Here is a 16,696-nt window from a genome sequence, read left to right as displayed (position 1 = left end):
GCCTGCTACGCAGTCCAGCGGGAGCAAGCTCCCTCGCCACAGGGGGCTGCGTTCAACCAGCCGTCTTGCGGCGGTTCCCAAAAGCCCCAATCGCTGAAACAATGCCAGCCATTGACAAAAAAGCTTTTGTTCCAAGGGAGTTACGGGTGCAAATTCAAGGTCATTACGAGCTTCAGTTCGAGGCCGTGCGTGAAGCGTTTGCGGCGCTGTTCGACAATTCCCAGGAGCGCGGCGCGGCGTTATGCATTCAGGTGAGCGGCCGCACCGTCGTCGACATCTGGGCCGGCACCGCCGACAAGGATGGTCATGAAGCCTGGCACAGCGACACCATCGCCAATCTGTTTTCCTGCACCAAGACATTCGCCGCCGTAACTGCCTTGCAACTGGTAGCCGAGGGCAAGCTGCAGCTCGATGCGCCGGTCGCCCGCTACTGGCCCGAGTTCGCGGCCGCCGGCAAGGAGTCCGTCACCCTGCGGCAATTGCTCTGCCATCAGGCCGGACTACCAGCGCTGAGAGAGTTGATGGCGCCTGAAGCACTTTATGACTGGCAGGCCATGACCGATGCCCTGGCGGCTGAAACACCTTGGTGGACGCCTGGCGAGGGCCACGGTTATGCCGCGATCACCTACGGCTGGTTGATCGGCGAGTTGCTGCGCAGGGCTGATGGCCGAGGGCCGGGTGAGTCCATCGTGGCTCGGGTCGCCAGACCGCTGGGGCTGGATTTTCATGTCGGCCTGGCGGACCAGGAATTTCATCGCGTGGCGCATATCGCCCGTGGCAAAGGCAACGCCGGAGATGCGGCGGCACAGCGCCTGTTGCAGGTGACGATGCGTGAACCTTCGGCCATGACCACCCGGGCCTTCACCAACCCGCCATCGATCATGACCAGCACCAACAAACCCGAGTGGCGCCGCATGCAGCAACCGGCCGCCAACGGCCACGGCAATGCCCGGAGCATCGCCGGATTCTACGCCGGTCTGCTCGACGGCAGCCTGCTGGAAGGCGAAATGCTCGACGAACTGACCCGCCAGCACAGCTTCGGCGAGGACAAGACTTTATTGACCCAGACCCGTTTCGGCCTGGGTTGCATGCTCGACCAGGCGGATGTGCCCAACGCGACCTACGGCCTCGGGCCGCGGGCGTTTGGTCACCCTGGGGCAGGGGGCTCCATCGGTTTTGCCGATCCCGAGCATGACGTTGCGTTCGGTTTCGTGACCAACACATTGGGACCTTACGTCCTGATGGACCCGCGCGCGCAGAATCTCGCGCGGGTGCTTGCCACTTGTCTGTAAATAGTGGGTGTCGGTAATACATACAGGAACCTCGGCTCCTTTGAAGTTTCCAAGCGTCTGTTTATGCGGCCGGAACATGGCCTCTGTTTTTTCATCCTGATCATTTTGTGGATATCCAATGTCATCGAATAAAACCCTCGCTCTGGCGCTGTGCTTCGCTATTACCGGTTGCGCACAAAACCCACAAAATGATGCCGAGGGCGGCGGTGGCTGGTGGCCGTTCGGCTCGTCCGACAAGGTTGCGAGCAAGGATGCGGCGCCACCGGCTCCTTTGAAACCCACCGCCCAGGCACCGCAGGCCAAGGCCGAGGGAGCCACACACTGGTGGTGGCCGTTCTCTTCGGATGAATCCGCCGCGGATGATGTCGCCAAAAAAGAACCGCTGAAACCTGAAGCCAAACCTGAAGCCAAGGCGCCAGCCGTGGCCAAGGCCGAAGCCGAAAGCAACGGCAAATGGTGGTGGCCGTTCGGCGGCAAGGAACAGGAGACCGCCAAGGCGGTGCCGATGCCCGACCCGAAAGTCACCCAGGCCTGGCTCGACGACTATGAGCCGAAGCTGCGTACGGCGATCAAGGACAGCAAGCTCGAACTCGAGCGTCGCGATAACGTGCTGGTGGTTACCGCTCCCGCGGACGGTTCGTTCAACCCTGATCGTCCGGCCATGCTGCTGCCAGTGACACTCGGTCCGTTCACTCGCGTGGCCAAGATTCTTGAAGCCGATCCGAAAACCGCCGTACTGATCCTCGGTCACGCCGATACGTCGGGCGCGGCGCCGGCCAACCTGAAGCTCAGCCAGGAACGTGCTCAATCGGTGGCGGCGATTTTCCGTCTCAGCGGTTTGCAGCGTGATCGCCTGATGCTGCGTGGCATGGGCTCGGTGGCTCCGCGTGCGGCCAACGACAGCGTTGAAGGCCGGGCCTTGAACCGTCGCGTCGAGTTGCTGGTTACGCCAGCGAACACCATGGTTGCATTGCTGAGCAAGTACAACATGCCGGCCCCCGCGCCAGTAACCATGGTAGCTGCCCAGGACGTGAAACCCGCCGCGCCGGCCCCGGCCCCGGCGACGAAAAAGGCTGCCGCTCCGGCTGCCAAGAAAGCAGCGGCCAAGAAGGCTCCGGCGAAGGCACCCGCGAAGAAGACCCCGGCCAAGAAGGCTACGCCCGCGAAGAAGCCCGAGCCGGCCAAGGCCGCTGCCGACGGCAAGAAAGTCGCTGCCGCCGATACCGCCAAACAGTGATCGGCTGAACACAAGGAACGCGCCATGACCCAAACCCTGGCTGATATGCGCCGTGACTACACCCGCGATGGCCTGACCGAGGCGCAAGCCCCAGCCGAGCCGTTCGCCTTGTTTCACCAATGGTTTGCCGAGGCGGTGAAAACCGAGCAGGCACCGGTGGAAGCCAACGCCATGACCCTGGCGACGGTGGACGCAGACGGCAGGCCTCACTGCCGGATCCTGCTGCTCAAGGGGCTCGATGCCGAGGGCTTCACGTTCTTCACCAACTACGACAGCGCCAAGGGCCAGCAACTGGCCGCGAATCCGTTCGCGGCCATGACGTTTTTCTGGCCGACGCTGGAGCGCCAGGTGCGCATTGAAGGCAAGGTCGTGAAGGTCACCCCACAAGAGTCGGACGCTTATTACCAGGTACGGCCGCTGGGCAGCCGTCTCGGTGCCTGGGCCTCACCCCAGAGCCGGGTGATCGCCGGGCGGGATGAGCTGGAAGACTTGCTCAAGGCCACTGAGCAACGCTTCAGCGACAGCCAACCCCATTGCCCCGAGCATTGGGGCGGCTATCGCCTGTTGCCCGAGCGCATCGAATTCTGGCAAGGCCGCCCGAGCCGTCTGCACGATCGCCTCAACTATCGCCTGCAAGGCGCGGACTGGATTCGCGAGCGTCTGGCGCCCTGACGTCGGAGTAACCTGCCGCAGCGGCCTGGAGCCAGTGCGGCAGGTCCCGACGCTTGATCCCTTGTTCGCGGGCGAGGGCCAATTGTTGCAGCATGTAGTCTCGCTTCCGTCCATTCTGCCCCGCCAACGACAAGGCCAGGTCGCGGTCCATCCAGCGTTTGATACGTACGTAGAGCCATCCATGAAAGTACAGACCGGCGACGGTGGTGGTGACTATGATGAAATAATCCATGGAAAATCCCGGTGTCGATGACGCGAACTTTCGAAATTGGCGCTACTGTTGGGTGAATTTTTCGGGTGCGCCTGTATCCCACCTGAATGAAAACAATTTTTCCCCGGCAAGGCCGTGACAGGCATCAAGCCGGGGGAGTTTAATGGATCACTGTCTTTTGGAGTTTGATGCTATGCGCAAGTCTGTTTTGCTGGTTGCTTCCTTTTCCACGATGGCGATGTTACTGACAGGCTGCCAATCAAGCCTGACCGGTGACTCCTATTCCCGTGACGAAGCGCGTCGCGTGCAGACGATTCGCATGGGCACCATCGAGTCCCTGCGCCCGGTCAAGATCGAAGGCACCAAGACCCCGATCGGCGGCGCAGCCGGCGCGGTGGTCGGCGGTGTTGGCGGCAGCGCTATCGGCGGTGGTCGTGGCAGCATCGTGGCAGCCGTGATCGGCGCCGTGGCCGGTGGCCTGATCGGCTCCGCTACTGAAGAAGGCCTGACCCGTACCCAGGGTGTAGAGATCACTGTGCGTGAGGATGACGGCAGCATGCGTGCCTATGTCCAGCAGGTTCAGGAGAACGAAGTGTTCCGTGTAGGTGAGCGGGTGCGGATTTCGACTGTCGATGGTACGAGTCGCGTATCGCACTAAAGGCTATCGGTATGTATATCGTTGTTGCGGTAATGGCTACTGGAGGTTCCACTCTTACAGCGGGTCATTTTTGAAGAGCGCAAACATATAAAACCGACCTGGTTTGATAGGTTTGCGTTTTCCTAGTAGGGGCGGGCTTGCTTGCGAAGACGGTGTGTCAGCCAATGAATATATTGGTTGGGCTGGCCCCTTCGCGAGCAGGCTCGCTCCCACAGGGATTCCATCCCGGTCGCGATAGCGGTGGCTCAGCTACGGAGATGCCAAGCGCTTGTCGCGCTGTTGCTGTTGCTGTTGCTCTGCTTTTGACTTTGATCTCGGCGCCCCATTAACCACGCTGGCCGAACGCAGGCATTGCGCAGTGGGCATCCCGGCATGGATGCCGGGATAGCCGCGCTGGGCCAGGGACGGCCCTTCGCGGCGGGCCCACGGAGCAATGCCGGAGTGAGGGCACACCGAGCCCAAGCGAGGTGCCGAGTGGTGGGGCAGAGCGTTTTTGGTTACTTTTGGGGCTCTTCCAAAAGTGACTCGCCGTAAGGGCGAAACCCTAAGCAGCCGTGACCGCAGCAACGGATATACACCCCATCAGGAAGCCACCACAGCAGACCTGCGACTAGCCATCGCCGTCACCCCATACCCAATCAACGCCGCCAGGATCGACCCGGTGAGAATCCCCATCCGATCCATCCCCGCATACTCACTCACCTCCGGCACGAACGCCAGGGAGCCGACGAACAGGCTCATGGTAAAACCAATGCCACAAAGAATCGCCACGCCCAGTATCTGCCCCCAATTGGCCCCGGCAGGCAGGCTGGCGATGCCGATTTTCACCGCCAGCCAGGTCAGGCTGAACACGCCGACAGTCTTGCCCAGCAACAGGCCGATTGCGATGCCCATCGGGACATGATGGGTAAAGCTCTCGACCGTGACGCCGCTCAGCGAAAGGCCAGCGTTGGCGAATGCGAACAGCGGCAAGATAATGTAGGCCACCCAAGGATGCAGCGCATGCTCAAGCGTCAGCAGGGGGGAGGTTTCAGCGTTTCTCGTGCGCAGTGGGATGCAGAATGCCAGCGTCACCCCCGCCAGCGTGGCATGCACGCCGCTCTTGAGCACACAGACCCAGAGAATCAAGCCGACCACCATGTACGGCCCGAGCTTGACCACGCCCAGCCGATTCATTGCCACCAGGGCTGCGATGCAGGCCGCGGCCAGCCCCAACGACAGGGTCGACAGCTCGCCGGAGTAGAACATCGCGATAATGACGATGGCGCCCAGGTCATCAATGATCGCCAGCGTCATCAGGAACAGCTTCAGCGACACCGGTACACGCTTGCCAAGCAAGGCCAGCACGCCGAGGGCAAAGGCAATATCGGTAGCCGTGGGAATCGCCCAGCCAGCGAGCGCGGCGGGGTTGTCGCGATTGAGAAACCAGTAGATCAGCGCCGGCACCAGCATGCCGCCTATGGCTGCGGCCCCCGGCAGGACGATCTGCGAAGGTTTCGACAGTTGCCCGTCGAGCACCTCGCGTTTGACCTCCAGGCCAATAAGCAGGAAGAACAGCGCCATCAGGCCGTCATTGATCCATAGCAGCAACGGCTTGGCGATCTTCAACGCACCGACCTGGACGACCACGGGCGTGTCCAGCAGGCCGCCATACAGCCAGGACAGCGGAGAGTTGTTGATGACCAGGGCCAGCACGGCGGCGGCAATCAGGAGCAGGCCGCTGGCAGCTTCCAGCTGGAAAAACCGCGTCAGTGAGTTACGTAGAGCCAAGGTTGCTCTCCATTCATCAAATCAAAAAGATGGCACACCCTAACCCGTACTGTTTGTTGTTAAAACAAAAGTTATATTCTTTTTTGTTATATGTCGTTACAGCGCCTGCGCCGGGCATTCTGGCAGTTGCCGAGCACATTGGACCTTAGCTGTACCTGTGCGGGATGTCGGTTTTTTCCTAAGCTGGTGTCTCGTATTTCCTGAATAGATCGTGCCCCGGCCATCGGTCTGCCTGAAGTCCTACCGGCCCTGCGAGAAAAACACCATGAACGATCCCCGCCAATGGGCGCGTGAAGCCATCCGTATCATCGAGGCGGATTTCCAACGCAGTGCCGATACGCATCTGATCCCATTGCCGTTGGCCGGACTGCCGGGCATCGAGCTGTATTTCAAGGATGAGTCCAGCCATCCCACCGGCAGCCTCAAGCACCGACTGGCGCGCTCGCTGTTCCTGTATGCGTTGTGCAATGGCTGGCTCAAGCCCGGTGCACCGGTGATCGAGGCCTCCAGCGGCTCGACGGCGATTTCCGAGGCGTATTTTGCGCGGTTGCTGGGCCTGCCTTTCATCGCGGTGATGCCTGCCACTACCTCCCGGGAAAAAATCGCCCAGATCGCCTTCTATGGTGGCCAAAGCCATCTGGTGGATGACCCTACGCAGATCTACGCCGAATCCGAACGTCTGGCCCGCGAGCATGACGGGCATTTCATCGACCAGTTCACCTACGCCGAGCGGGCCACGGACTGGCGGGCGAACAACAACATTGCCGAGTCGATTTTCCAGCAGATGCGCTTCGAGCGGCATCCGGAGCCCACCTGGCTGATCTCCAGCCCTGGCACGGGCGGTACAACGGCCACCTTGGGGCGCTACGTACGCTACCGCCAGCACAGTACCCGTGTGCTGTGTGCCGACGCCGAGCGTTCGGTATTTTTCGACTACTACCGCAGCGGCGATGCCAGCCTGCGCCTGGATTGCGGGTCGCGGATCGAAGGGATCGGTCGGCCACGGGTCGAAGCCTCGTTCCTGCCCAAGGTGATCGATGCGATGGTCAAGGTGCCGGACGCCCTGTCCCTCGCGGCCATGCACTACCTGGCCCAGCGACTGGGGCGGCGGGTCGGCGGATCCAGCGGCACCAACCTGATCGGCGCGCTGATCGCCGCGAAGCGAATGGTGGAAGGCGGTGAGTCGGGGTCGATCGTGGCGATTCTGTGTGATGGCGGGGAGCGTTATGCCACGACTTATTACGATCCGGAGTGGCTCAAGGCCCAGGGGTATGAGTTGGACCCATTGATCGATGCGGTGGCGGCATGTGCGGAGCGCGGAGAAGCGCTGCCGGAGGGCGTGTTGCGGGCCAATATCTGACTGGAACACTCAGAGAACCCTGTGGGAGCGAGCCTGCTCGCGAAAGCGGATTAACATTCAATATACAGGCTGAATGATTCATCGCTTTCGCGAGCAGGCTCGCTCCCACAGTGAATGGAAGTCAGTCCTTCAAGCCAAGAATATCCCGCGCCACCGCTTCGGCGATCCGGATCCCGTCCACGCCCGCCGACAAGATCCCGCCCGCATAACCGGCGCCTTCACCCGCCGGGAACAGGCCCTTCACGTTCAGGCTCTGCAGCGTTTCGTTGCGGGTGATGCGCAGCGGCGATGAAGTCCGGGTCTCGATGCCGGTGAGCACCGCATCATGCAGCGAATAACCACGGATCTGTTTCTCGAACGCCGGCAGCGCTTCACGGATAGCCTCGATGGCGAAATCCGGCAGGGCCAGGGCCAGGTCGCCCAGGGCAACCCCAGGTTTGTAGGACGGTTCGACGCTGCCCAGCGCCGTGGACGGCTTGCCGGCGATGAAATCACCCACCAGTTGCGCGGGGGCTTCATAGTTGCTGCCACCGAGCACGAAGGCGTGGGACTCCAGGCGTTCCTGCAACTCGATGCCCGCCAGCGGGCCACCCGGGTAATCCACTTCCGGCGTGATGCCGACGACGATGCCGGAGTTGGCGTTGCGCTCGTTGCGCGAGTATTGGCTCATGCCATTGGTCACGACGCGGTTCGGCTCGGAGGTCGCCGCCACCACGGTGCCGCCCGGGCACATGCAGAAGCTGTACACCGAGCGACCATTCTTCGCGTGGTGCACCAGTTTGTAGTCGGCGGCGCCGAGTTTCGGGTGGCCGGCGTACTTGCCCAGGCGTGCGCTGTCGATCAGCGATTGCGGGTGTTCGATACGGAAACCCACCGAGAACGGCTTGGCTTCCATGTACACGCCACGGCTGTGGAGCATGCGGAAGGTATCCCGGGCGCTATGGCCCAAGGCAAGGATCACGTGTTTCGAACGGATCTGCTCACCACTGGCCAGCTCGACGCCAACCAGTTGGCCGTCTTCGATCAAAACGTCGGTAACTCGCTCGCCGAAGCGCACTTCACCGCCGAGGGCGCGAATCTGCTCACGCATGTTTTCGACGACGCCGGTCAGGCGGAACGTACCGATGTGCGGCTTGCTGACATAGAGGATTTCTTCGGGAGCCCCGGCCTTGACGAACTCATGCAGGACCTTGCGCCCAAGGAACTTCGGATCCTTGATCTGGCTGTAGAGCTTGCCGTCGGAGAATGTCCCCGCGCCGCCTTCGCCGAACTGCACGTTGGACTCGGGGTTGAGCACGCTTTTTCGCCACAGGCCCCAGGTGTCCTTGGTGCGCTGGCGTACTTCCGGGCCGCGCTCAAGGATGATCGGCTTGAAACCCATCTGCGCGAGCAACATGGCGGCGAAGATGCCGCACGGCCCGAAGCCGACCACGATCGGCCGCTCGCTCAAGTCCGCCGGTGCCTGGCCAACCACCTTGTAGCTGATGTCCGGCGCTTCGTTGACATTACGGTCATCGGCGAACTTGCGCAGCACACCGGCTTCATCGCGCACCGACAGGTCGATGGTGTAGATGAAGCACAGTTCGGAGGATTTCTTGCGGGCGTCGTAGCTGCGCTTGAACAGGGTGAAGTCGAGCAGGTCATCTTTGGCGATGCCCAGCCGCTGCACGATGGCAGGGCGCAAGTCTTCTTCGGGATGGTCGATCGGCAGCTTGAGTTCGGTGATTCGTAACATGACGGGGTCCGGTTCGCGGGGCGCACAACTGCGCCAAGGCGTTCTTCAAACCGGCGATTATAAGCCGCAATCCCGGTTTTCCGTCAGGTTAAAACCCGTCATGCGTCGAATCAGTCGTCGCGCGCGCCACCAAAGTACGCGCAACCGCGCTGGACCTGACCGTTGACCCGCAACTCGGCGCTCATGTGCTGCACGCTGCCACTGGTGCTGTCGACGCAGCGTTGCGGCGTGACCCACAACTCGACCTTCTGGCCGTTGGCCTCGGTGCCGAGGTTGAAGCGGCCATCGCCCAACTGCTCCTCGACGTAAGGCACCGCCAGCGGCGGCTGCCCTTCGCGATCCAGGACCAGGCCCTTGCCGCTGGCCTTGAGTGTCCATTCAGGGGCATGTCCCGCTGCCCGCAGAATCACCCGTTTGAAGTCAACATCATCGCAAGCGGTCCCGGAGCGTTCCAGGCGATACAGCTGCTCGACGTCCAGTTGGCTGTCGGTGCCGGCCGCTGCGCTGGAAACGATACGCCCGCGCAGATCGGCGAACAGTTTGCCGCGATCATCCGCCAGGGTGGCGGCTTGTTGCAGCACGCTGGTGCCGCCGGTGTCGTTGACGATGTAACTGCGCTGTTCCTGGCACGGCTGGAACACCAGCTTGCCATCGGCCGCCGTGAGTTCGCCCTGCATGCGCGTCTGGCCGGCATGGGAGGCGCTCTGGCGCGGGGCGTCGAGCAACTGGCAGCCGGCGAAAAGCGCAAGCGAGGCAATACACAACAGGGAACGGGCGGCACGCATCATTGGGTCTCCAGACAAGTGCCGCCACGTTACTCAGACTGATCCTTCATCACAAGGGGTCAGCCGACGTGAAAAGTCTGCCCGGTTTGCAGGCCTTCGACGCTCTTGGCATAGGCCAATGCCACTTCAGCCGCAGGAACCGGCTTGTAGCCGCGGAAGTACGGCGCATATTTGTCCATCGCTTCCAGCAATACGTTCGGGCTTACCGAGTTGAGCCTGAGGCCCCGGGGCAGCTCGATTGCCGCAGCGCGCACAAAACTGTCGAGGGCGCCGTTCACCAGGGCCGCCGAGGCGCCGCTCTTGATCGGGTCGTGGCTGAGTACGCCGGTGGTGAGGGTAAAGGATGCGCCGTCATTGGCGAATTCGCGGCCGATCAATACAAGATTGACCTGACCCATCAACTTGTCTTTCAAACCGAGGGCGAAGCTTTCTTCGGTCATGTCGCCCAGCGGCGCGAAAGTGACGTTGCCCGCCGCACAAACCAAGGCATCGAAGCGGCCGGTTTTTTCGAACAGGGCGCGGATCGAGGCGCTGTCGCTGATATCCACTTGCACATCACCGCTGTGGCGGCCGATACGGACAATTTCATGACGGGGCGACAACTCGTTAGCGATGGCCGAACCGATGGTTCCGTTGGCGCCGATCAACAGGATTTTCATGGACTGATCCTCAAATGGGGTGGACGAGGTTGCAGTCTAGAGTGGATTTTCCTGGGGATAAGCGTGCTAATAGGAAACCTTTGGTTTTCATTTGGAAACAATCCAATGAGCGAGATCGATGATCTGGCAGCGTTTGCCGTGCTGGTCGAGGCCGGTAGTTTTACCCTGGCGGCGCAGCGGTTGGGATGCAGCAAGGGGCAGCTGTCCAAGCGCATCAGCCTGCTGGAGGAGCGGTTTTCAGTGATCCTGCTCCAGCGCACGACTCGACGCCTGAGCCTGACGACGGCGGGTGCGGCGCTGTTGCCCCAGGCCCAGGCCTTGTTGGTGCAGGTGGAAAGGGCGCGTCAGGCGTTGGCCCGCTTGAAGGGTGAAATTTCCGGGCCGGTGCGGATGACAGTGCCGGTTTCGTTGGGCGAAACCTTTTTTGAAGGCCTGCTGACCGAGTTCGCTCTCGCCTACCCCGACGTGCAGATCGAGTTGGAGCTCAATAACGGTTACCGCGATTTATCGCGCGATGGGTTTGATCTGGCGATCCGCTCGGATGCGGCGATCGACGAGCGGTTGGTGGCTCGCCCGCTGCTGGCCTGGCATGAACTGACCTGCGCCAGCCCGGCCTATCTGGAACGCTTCGGTGAGCCCGCGGTTCCCCAGGCCCTGGCGGAGCACAAATGCCTGCTCAACAGTCACTACAGCGGTCGTGAGGAGTGGTTGTACCACCAGCAACATGAGTTGCTGCGGGTGCGGGTGTCCGGGCCGTTTGCCAGCAACCATTACAGCCTGTTGAAAAAAGCCGCCCTGGCCGGCGCTGGAATCGCCCGTCTGCCGTCGTATCTGCTTGACCAGGAACTGGCCGACGGCCGCCTGCGCTGGTTGCTGCGCGACTTTCAGACCCGTCGCATGCCGATGTATCTGGTGCATCCATATCAGGGAGGGTTGCCCAAGCGTACGCAGGTGCTGGCTGATTATCTGATTGAATGGTTCAAGCGCAGCGGGGAGGCGTTGGATCGGTTGTAGCCGGTCCCTGTGGCGAGGGAGCTTGCTCCCGCTCGGTTGCGCAGCGACCGCAAAATCTTAGGGCCGCTACGCAGCCCAGCGGGAGCAAGCTCCCTCGCCACGGGGGCGTGCGCATCTAGATGAAAAAAAACGGCCCGAAGGCCGTTTTTTCTATCGCGACAGACTCAACCGCCCAGGTACGCCTCGCGCACTTTCGGGTCGGTCAGCAGTGCTTCACCGGTGCCTTGCATCACCACGCGACCGTTCTCCAGCACGTACGCCCGGTCAGCGATCTTCAGCGCCTGGTTGGCGTTCTGCTCCACCAGGAACACCGTCACCCCATCCTTGCGCAGCTGTTCGATGATGTCGAAGATCTGCTGGATGATGATCGGCGCCAGGCCCAGCGACGGCTCGTCGAGCAGCAGCAGCTTGGGCTTGCTCATCAGTGCACGACCGATGGCGAGCATCTGCTGTTCGCCGCCGGACATGGTGCCGCCGCGCTGGGTAAAACGCTCTTTCAGGCGTGGGAAAAGGTGCAGCACCTTGTCCATCTGTTCCTGAAAGTCGCCCTTGTCGGTAAAAAAACCGCCCATGGCGAGGTTTTCTTCCACGGTCAGCCGGGCAAATACCCGACGGCCTTCAGGTACCACGGCGATGCTCTTGCGCATGATTTGCGCCGAGTCCTGGCCCACCAGCTCCTCACCCATGTAGCGGATGCTGCCGCTGTGGGCCTGCGGCGAACCGCAGAGTGTCATCAGCAGGGTGGACTTGCCGGCGCCGTTGGCACCGATCAGCGTGACGATTTCGCCCTGGCGGACCTCGACGTTGACGCTGTGCAGCGCCTGGATCTTGCCGTAGAAGGTGGAAACGTTTTCGAACTGCAGCATTTACGCTTCCCCCAGGTAGGCTTTGATCACTTCAGGATTGTCGCGGATCTGTTCCGGCGTACCGTCGGCCAGGGGCGTGCCCTGGTTGATCACGACGATGTGGTCGGAAATGCTCATGACCAGCTTCATGTCATGCTCGATCAGCAGCACGGTCACGTTGTGCTCCTCGCGCAGCACGCTGATCAGCGCCTTCAGGTCTTCGGTTTCCTTCGGGTTCAGGCCGGCGGCCGGTTCGTCGAGCATGAGGATCCGCGGACGGGTCATCATGCAGCGGGCGATTTCCAGGCGTCGTTGCTGACCGTAGGCCAGGGTCCCGGCGGTACGGTTGGCGAACTCGGTGAGGTTGACCTTGTCCAGCCAGTACTCGGCGTACTCCATGGCCTCGCGTTCGCTCTTGCGGAACGCCGGGGTCTTGAACAGGCCGGCAAAGAAGTTGGTGTTCAAGTGACGATGCTGGGCGATCAGCAGGTTTTCGACCGCCGTCATGTCCTTGAACAGCCGCACGTTCTGGAAGGTCCGCACCACGCCCTTGCGGGCAATGTGATGACCGGGCAGGCCCTGGATCGGTTCGCCGTCCAGCAGGATGGTGCCGCCGGTAGGCTGGTAGAAACCGGTCAGGCAGTTGAACACGGTGGTCTTGCCCGCGCCGTTCGGCCCGATCAAGGCAACCACTTGTTTCTCTTGCACGGTCAGGGCCACGCCGTTGACCGCCAGCAGTCCGCCGAAGCGCATGCTCAGATTTTCGACTTTCAGGATCTCGCGGCTCATTTGCGCAGCTCCATGTGCGGGCGTTGCATAGGCAGCAGACCTTGAGGACGCCAGATCATCATCAGCACCATCAAGGCGCCGAACATCAACATGCGGTATTCGCTAAATTCACGCATCATTTCGGGAAGCAGGATCATCACGATCGCCGCCAGGATCACACCCAACTGCGAGCCCATCCCGCCCAGCACGACGATGGCGAGAATGATCGCCGACTCGATGAAGGTGAAGGATTCGGGCGTCACCAGGCCTTGGCGAGCGGCGAAGAAGCTACCGGCGAAACCGGCGAACGCAGCCCCCAGGGTAAAGGCCGACAATTTGATCACGGTCGGGTTGAGACCCAGCGCACGGCAGGCGATTTCGTCTTCGCGCAAGGCTTCCCAAGCACGGCCGATCGGCATGCGCAGCAGGCGGTTGATGACGAACAGCGCCGCCAGGGCCAGCAGCAGGGCGACCAGGTAGAGGAAGATCACCTTGTTGATCGAGTTGTATTGCAGGCCGAAGTACTCGTGGAAGGTCTGCAGGCCTTCGGCGGCTTTACGTTCGAAGGTCAGGCCGAAGAACGTCGGCTTCTCGATGTTGCTGATGCCGTTCGGGCCGCCGGTGATGTCGGTCAGGTTGCGCAGGAACAGACGGATGATCTCGCCAAAACCCAGGGTCACGATCGCCAGGTAGTCGCCGCGCAAGCGCAGGACCGGGAACCCCAGCAGGAAACCGAAGGTGGCGGCCATCATCCCGGCGATCGGCAGGCAGATCCAGAAGCTCAGGCCGAAGTAGTGCGACAGCAGCGCGTAGCTGTAGGCCCCGACGGCGTAGAAGCCGACATAACCCAGGTCCAGCAGGCCGGCCAGGCCCACGACGATGTTCAGACCGAGGCCGAGCATCACGTAGATCAGGATCAGCGTGGCGATGTCCACCGCGCCGCGCGAACCGAAGAACGGCCATACCAGGGCCACGACGATCAGGCCCAGGACGATCCAGCGCTGGGTCGACGGCAGGGTCAGGAAGTTGCTGGCCCTGGCCGGGATCACCGGCACGCCGGGCGACGCTTTCCACGCCGCACTGATCTGCGTGCTGAACAGCACCCGCAGGAACATCAGGACGGAACATACGGCGATGGTCGCCAGGATGGTCGGGCTGGTGCCGTGCACTTCCAGGTTGATACCAACGATGGTCAGTTTGAGACCGAGTACCGGATAGGCCACGGCCCAGACCAGCAGGGCGCTGAAGAGCGCCGATTTGAGATGCCTAGTCATACTTTCTCAACCTCCGGACGGCCCAGGATGCCGGTCGGCCGGAATAACAGAACCAGAACCAACAAGCCGAACGCCACGACGTCCTTGTACTGGTCGCCGAAGATGTCGGCACCAAAGGCTTCCGCCACGCCCAGCACCAATCCGCCGAGCATCGCGCCGGGGATGCTGCCGATGCCGCCGAGCACCGCGGCGGTAAAGGCTTTCAGGCCCACGAGGAAACCGGCGTTGGGGTTGATGACGCCATATTGCATGCTCAACAGCACCGCGGCGATGGCCGCCAGGGCCGCACCGATGACGAAGGTCAGGGCGATGATGTTGTTGGTGTTGATGCCCAGCAGGTTGGCCATCTTGATGTCCTCGGCGCAGGCGCGGCAGGCGCGGCCCAGGCGGGAACGGGAGATGAACAGCGTCAGGCCGAGCATGGCGACCAGGGTCACCACGAACACCACGATTTGCATGTAGGAAATCAGCACTTCATGTGCCCCACCTGGCCCGATGGCGAAGTTGCCCGGAATCAGGTTGGGAATGGATTTGTCCTTGGAGTCTTGCGAAAGCAGTACCGTGTTCTGCAGGAAGATCGACATACCGATGGCGGAAATCAGCGGGATCAGACGGTTGCTGCCGCGCAGCGGGCGGTAGGCGATCCGTTCGATGCTGTAGCCATAGGAACTGGTAACCACGATGCTCGCAATGAAAGCTGCGGTCATCAACAGCGGGACACTGTCGAGTCCCATCATGGCCAGCCCGGCGATGGCGATGAACGCCACGTAGGAGCCGATCATGTACACCTCGCCGTGGGCGAAGTTGATCATTCCAATGATGCCGTAGACCATCGTATAGCCGATGGCGATCAGGGCATACGTGCTGCCAACGGTCAGGCCGTTAACCAGCTGCTGGAAGAAGTGATAGATGTCAGGCATTACAGCGCTCCTAAAAACCTGATACGCATTTCACTGGTGGAGTCATTTTCCCGCCCGGGTCCCGTGGATCTGCATCCACTTCGAACACGAGGTTTGCCAGCGAACCGCTGATGACGGTTTTGAGATTTTCAGGTGGGGAGACTGGCGGATCACGCCAGCGCGGCCCAATACATTTAAAACAAAGCCCACGGCACGCCGTGGGCTTTATTGGCAGTCAGTCAGGCCAGGCCTTACTGAGGCGAAGCTTCGGTTTTAGGTTTGCCGAAATGCCACTCGTAGACCACGAACTTGAAGTCCTTCAGGTCGCCCTTCGCGTCGAAGCTCAGGTCACCGGTTGGGGTCTTGAAGGTGCCGGCGTGGATGGCTTCAGCCACTTTGGTCGCGTCTTCGCTCTTGGCAGCCTTGATCGCGTCGGCGATCACGGTCACAGCGGAGTAGGACGGGAATACGAACGGACCGCTCGGGTCTTCTTTCTTGGCTTTGAACGCGTCAGCCAGGGCGACGTTGGCCGGATCCTGGTCGAAGGATTTCGGCAGGGTCACCAGCAGGCCTTCGGAGGATTCCTTGGCGATTTGCGAGATGGAGTCGTTACCCACGCCTTCCGGACCCATGAACTTGGCTTTCAGGCCTTTTTCCTGAGCTTGACGCAGGATCAGGCCCAGCTCCGGGTGGTAGCCGCCGTAGTAGACGAAGTCGACGTTGGCTTGCTTGAGCTTGGCGATCATCGAGGAGAAGTCCTTGTCGCCGGCGTTCACGCCTTCGAAGACGGCTACTTTCACGCCTTTGCCTTCGAGGGTTTTCTTCACTGCGCTGGCGATGCCTTCGCCGTACTGCTGCTTGTCGTGCAGGACCGCAACGATTTTCGGCTTGACGTGGTCGGCGATGTAGTTGCCGGCCGCAGGGCCTTGGGCGCTGTCCAGGCCGATGGTGCGGAAGATCATCTTGTAACCGCGCGCGGTGATGTCCGGGCTGGTGGCAGCCGGGGTGATCATGATCACGCCTTCGTCTTCGTAGATGTCGGAAGCCGGCTGGGTGGAGCTGGAGCACAGGTGGCCGACCACGAACTTGACGCCGTCGTTGACGACTTTGTTCGCGACCGCGACCGCTTGTTTCGGATCACAGGCGTCATCGTATTCAACGGCTTCGAGTTGCTTGCCGTCGACGCCGCCCTTGGCGTTGATCTGTTCGATGGCCATTTTCGCGCCACTGAACTGCATGTCGCCGTATTGGGCTACAGGGCCGGTTTTCGGGCCGGCGATGCCGATCTTGATGGTGTCGGCGGCAAACGAATGGCTGGCAACCCCGGCCAGAACCATAGCGGCAAACAGTTTGGAAATCTGCTTAGTAGCCTTAGTCATAGTGCTCCACTCATGCTGTTGTAGTTTTTATAGTCCTGGCGCCGTAGCAGCAGAACCGGGTCAGATATCTTGGATACCCACGCGGAAAATGCCCCCGGCAACTGTACCGGTACAGTGTAGAGCGCCGATTGTTGGCAA

At 61.4% G+C, this 16,696-nt stretch carries 16 protein-coding genes; 6 read left to right on the top strand and 10 right to left on the bottom strand.

The genetic code is table 11. The annotated features are described in order from the left end of the window. The first annotated feature begins 146 nt into the window (after positions 1-146). From M1E16_RS21210 to pdxH, 3 genes are all read left to right on the top strand, one after another. A complete protein-coding gene (locus M1E16_RS21210; protein WP_458128304.1) occupies positions 147-1,292 on the top strand; it encodes a serine hydrolase domain-containing protein in 1,146 nt (381 codons plus the stop codon). Positions 1,293-1,410: 118 nt separating this feature from the next. Further along, a complete protein-coding gene (locus tag M1E16_RS21205) occupies positions 1,411-2,529 on the top strand; it encodes an OmpA family protein (protein ID WP_434656176.1) in 1,119 nt (372 codons plus the stop codon). Between the two features lie 24 nt (positions 2,530-2,553). Continuing rightward, positions 2,554-3,201, top strand: coding sequence for a pyridoxamine 5'-phosphate oxidase (pdxH, locus tag M1E16_RS21200; RefSeq protein WP_458128303.1), 648 nt, complete (start codon positions 2,554-2,556; stop codon positions 3,199-3,201). Here pdxH and M1E16_RS21195 read toward each other — a convergent pair. Beyond that, positions 3,149-3,433, bottom strand: coding sequence for a hypothetical protein (locus M1E16_RS21195; protein ID WP_458128302.1), 285 nt, complete (start codon positions 3,431-3,433; stop codon positions 3,149-3,151). The genes pdxH and M1E16_RS21195 overlap by 53 nt on opposite strands. A 172-nt stretch (positions 3,434-3,605) precedes the next feature. Here M1E16_RS21195 and M1E16_RS21190 point away from each other — a divergent pair, with 172 nt between their 5' ends. Continuing rightward, positions 3,606-4,070, top strand: coding sequence for an outer membrane lipoprotein (locus M1E16_RS21190; RefSeq protein ID WP_003184697.1), 465 nt, complete (start codon positions 3,606-3,608; stop codon positions 4,068-4,070). A 582-nt stretch (positions 4,071-4,652) separates the two neighbouring features. Here M1E16_RS21190 and nhaA read toward each other — a convergent pair. After that, positions 4,653-5,840 carry a Na+/H+ antiporter NhaA gene (gene nhaA, locus M1E16_RS21185; RefSeq protein WP_458128301.1) on the bottom strand — a complete coding sequence of 396 codons (1,188 nt, stop codon included), beginning with the start codon at positions 5,838-5,840 and terminating at the stop codon, positions 4,653-4,655. A gap of 265 nt (positions 5,841-6,105) precedes the next feature. Between nhaA and M1E16_RS21180 the strand changes: the two genes are divergently transcribed. Continuing rightward, positions 6,106-7,200 carry a PLP-dependent cysteine synthase family protein gene (locus tag M1E16_RS21180; RefSeq protein ID WP_458128300.1) on the top strand — a complete coding sequence of 365 codons (1,095 nt, stop codon included), beginning with the start codon at positions 6,106-6,108 and terminating at the stop codon, positions 7,198-7,200. 121 nt (positions 7,201-7,321) lie between these two features. On the opposite strand, the gene M1E16_RS21175 is transcribed toward M1E16_RS21180, so the two are convergent. The 3 genes from M1E16_RS21175 to M1E16_RS21165 form a co-directional block, all read right to left on the bottom strand. Next, on the bottom strand, positions 7,322-8,935 hold the full coding sequence (locus M1E16_RS21175) for an NAD(P)/FAD-dependent oxidoreductase (RefSeq protein ID WP_458128299.1): 1,614 nt from the start codon (positions 8,933-8,935) through the stop codon (positions 7,322-7,324). Positions 8,936-9,045: 110 nt separating this feature from the next. Further along, on the bottom strand, positions 9,046-9,720 hold the full coding sequence (locus M1E16_RS21170) for a COG3650 family protein (RefSeq protein ID WP_458130357.1): 675 nt from the start codon (positions 9,718-9,720) through the stop codon (positions 9,046-9,048). A 59-nt stretch (positions 9,721-9,779) separates the two neighbouring features. After that, a complete protein-coding gene (locus M1E16_RS21165) occupies positions 9,780-10,379 on the bottom strand; it encodes a short chain dehydrogenase (protein ID WP_434572253.1) in 600 nt (199 codons plus the stop codon). Positions 10,380-10,484: 105 nt separating this feature from the next. Between M1E16_RS21165 and M1E16_RS21160 the strand changes: the two genes are divergently transcribed. Beyond that, on the top strand, positions 10,485-11,393 hold the full coding sequence (locus M1E16_RS21160) for a LysR family transcriptional regulator (RefSeq protein WP_458128298.1): 909 nt from the start codon (positions 10,485-10,487) through the stop codon (positions 11,391-11,393). 164 nt (positions 11,394-11,557) lie between these two features. On the opposite strand, the gene M1E16_RS21155 is transcribed toward M1E16_RS21160, so the two are convergent. The 5 genes from M1E16_RS21155 to M1E16_RS21135 all read right to left on the bottom strand — a co-directional run bounded on the left by M1E16_RS21155 (position 11,558) and on the right by M1E16_RS21135 (position 16,558). Continuing rightward, positions 11,558-12,259 (bottom strand): ABC transporter ATP-binding protein, encoded by a 702-nt coding sequence (locus M1E16_RS21155; RefSeq protein ID WP_186613630.1) that lies wholly within the window; start codon positions 12,257-12,259, stop codon positions 11,558-11,560. Next, positions 12,260-13,027 carry a high-affinity branched-chain amino acid ABC transporter ATP-binding protein LivG gene (gene livG / locus M1E16_RS21150; protein WP_434558356.1) on the bottom strand — a complete coding sequence of 256 codons (768 nt, stop codon included), beginning with the start codon at positions 13,025-13,027 and terminating at the stop codon, positions 12,260-12,262. Beyond that, positions 13,024-14,280 carry a high-affinity branched-chain amino acid ABC transporter permease LivM gene (locus M1E16_RS21145; protein WP_458128297.1) on the bottom strand — a complete coding sequence of 419 codons (1,257 nt, stop codon included), beginning with the start codon at positions 14,278-14,280 and terminating at the stop codon, positions 13,024-13,026. Before M1E16_RS21145 ends, livG begins: the two co-directional genes overlap by 4 nt. Beyond that, positions 14,277-15,200, bottom strand: coding sequence for a high-affinity branched-chain amino acid ABC transporter permease LivH (gene livH / locus M1E16_RS21140; RefSeq protein WP_014336891.1), 924 nt, complete (start codon positions 15,198-15,200; stop codon positions 14,277-14,279). The genes M1E16_RS21145 and livH overlap by 4 nt, the downstream gene beginning before the upstream one ends. A gap of 230 nt (positions 15,201-15,430) precedes the next feature. Then, positions 15,431-16,558 carry a branched-chain amino acid ABC transporter substrate-binding protein gene (locus M1E16_RS21135; protein ID WP_458128296.1) on the bottom strand — a complete coding sequence of 376 codons (1,128 nt, stop codon included), beginning with the start codon at positions 16,556-16,558 and terminating at the stop codon, positions 15,431-15,433. Positions 16,559-16,696: the final 138 nt, after the last annotated feature.

It is taken from the genome of Pseudomonas sp. Z2-11 (genome assembly GCF_054161305.1).
This window is presented reverse-complemented; position numbering and strand designations above follow the sequence as displayed.

What these genes read in the sequence shown, in the direction of transcription:
- M1E16_RS21205 (WP_434656176.1), top strand. Translation starts at nt 1,411, where the DNA reads ATGTCATCGAATAAAACCCTCGCTCTGGCGCTGTGCTTCGCTATTACC.
- pdxH (WP_458128303.1), top strand. Translation starts at nt 2,554, where the DNA reads ATGACCCAAACCCTGGCTGATATGCGCCGTGACTACACCCGCGATGGC.
- M1E16_RS21195 (WP_458128302.1), bottom strand. Translation starts at nt 3,433, where the DNA reads ATGGATTATTTCATCATAGTCACCACCACCGTCGCCGGTCTGTACTTT.
- M1E16_RS21190 (WP_003184697.1), top strand. Translation starts at nt 3,606, where the DNA reads ATGCGCAAGTCTGTTTTGCTGGTTGCTTCCTTTTCCACGATGGCGATG.
- M1E16_RS21180 (WP_458128300.1), top strand. Translation starts at nt 6,106, where the DNA reads ATGAACGATCCCCGCCAATGGGCGCGTGAAGCCATCCGTATCATCGAG.
- M1E16_RS21175 (WP_458128299.1), bottom strand. Translation starts at nt 8,935, where the DNA reads ATGTTACGAATCACCGAACTCAAGCTGCCGATCGACCATCCCGAAGAA.
- M1E16_RS21170 (WP_458130357.1), bottom strand. Translation starts at nt 9,720, where the DNA reads ATGCGTGCCGCCCGTTCCCTGTTGTGTATTGCCTCGCTTGCGCTTTTC.
- M1E16_RS21165 (WP_434572253.1), bottom strand. Translation starts at nt 10,379, where the DNA reads ATGAAAATCCTGTTGATCGGCGCCAACGGAACCATCGGTTCGGCCATC.
- M1E16_RS21160 (WP_458128298.1), top strand. Translation starts at nt 10,485, where the DNA reads ATGAGCGAGATCGATGATCTGGCAGCGTTTGCCGTGCTGGTCGAGGCC.
- M1E16_RS21155 (WP_186613630.1), bottom strand. Translation starts at nt 12,259, where the DNA reads ATGCTGCAGTTCGAAAACGTTTCCACCTTCTACGGCAAGATCCAGGCG.
- livG (WP_434558356.1), bottom strand. Translation starts at nt 13,027, where the DNA reads ATGAGCCGCGAGATCCTGAAAGTCGAAAATCTGAGCATGCGCTTCGGC.
- M1E16_RS21145 (WP_458128297.1), bottom strand. Translation starts at nt 14,280, where the DNA reads ATGACTAGGCATCTCAAATCGGCGCTCTTCAGCGCCCTGCTGGTCTGG.
- livH (WP_014336891.1), bottom strand. Translation starts at nt 15,200, where the DNA reads ATGCCTGACATCTATCACTTCTTCCAGCAGCTGGTTAACGGCCTGACC.
- M1E16_RS21135 (WP_458128296.1), bottom strand. Translation starts at nt 16,558, where the DNA reads ATGACTAAGGCTACTAAGCAGATTTCCAAACTGTTTGCCGCTATGGTT.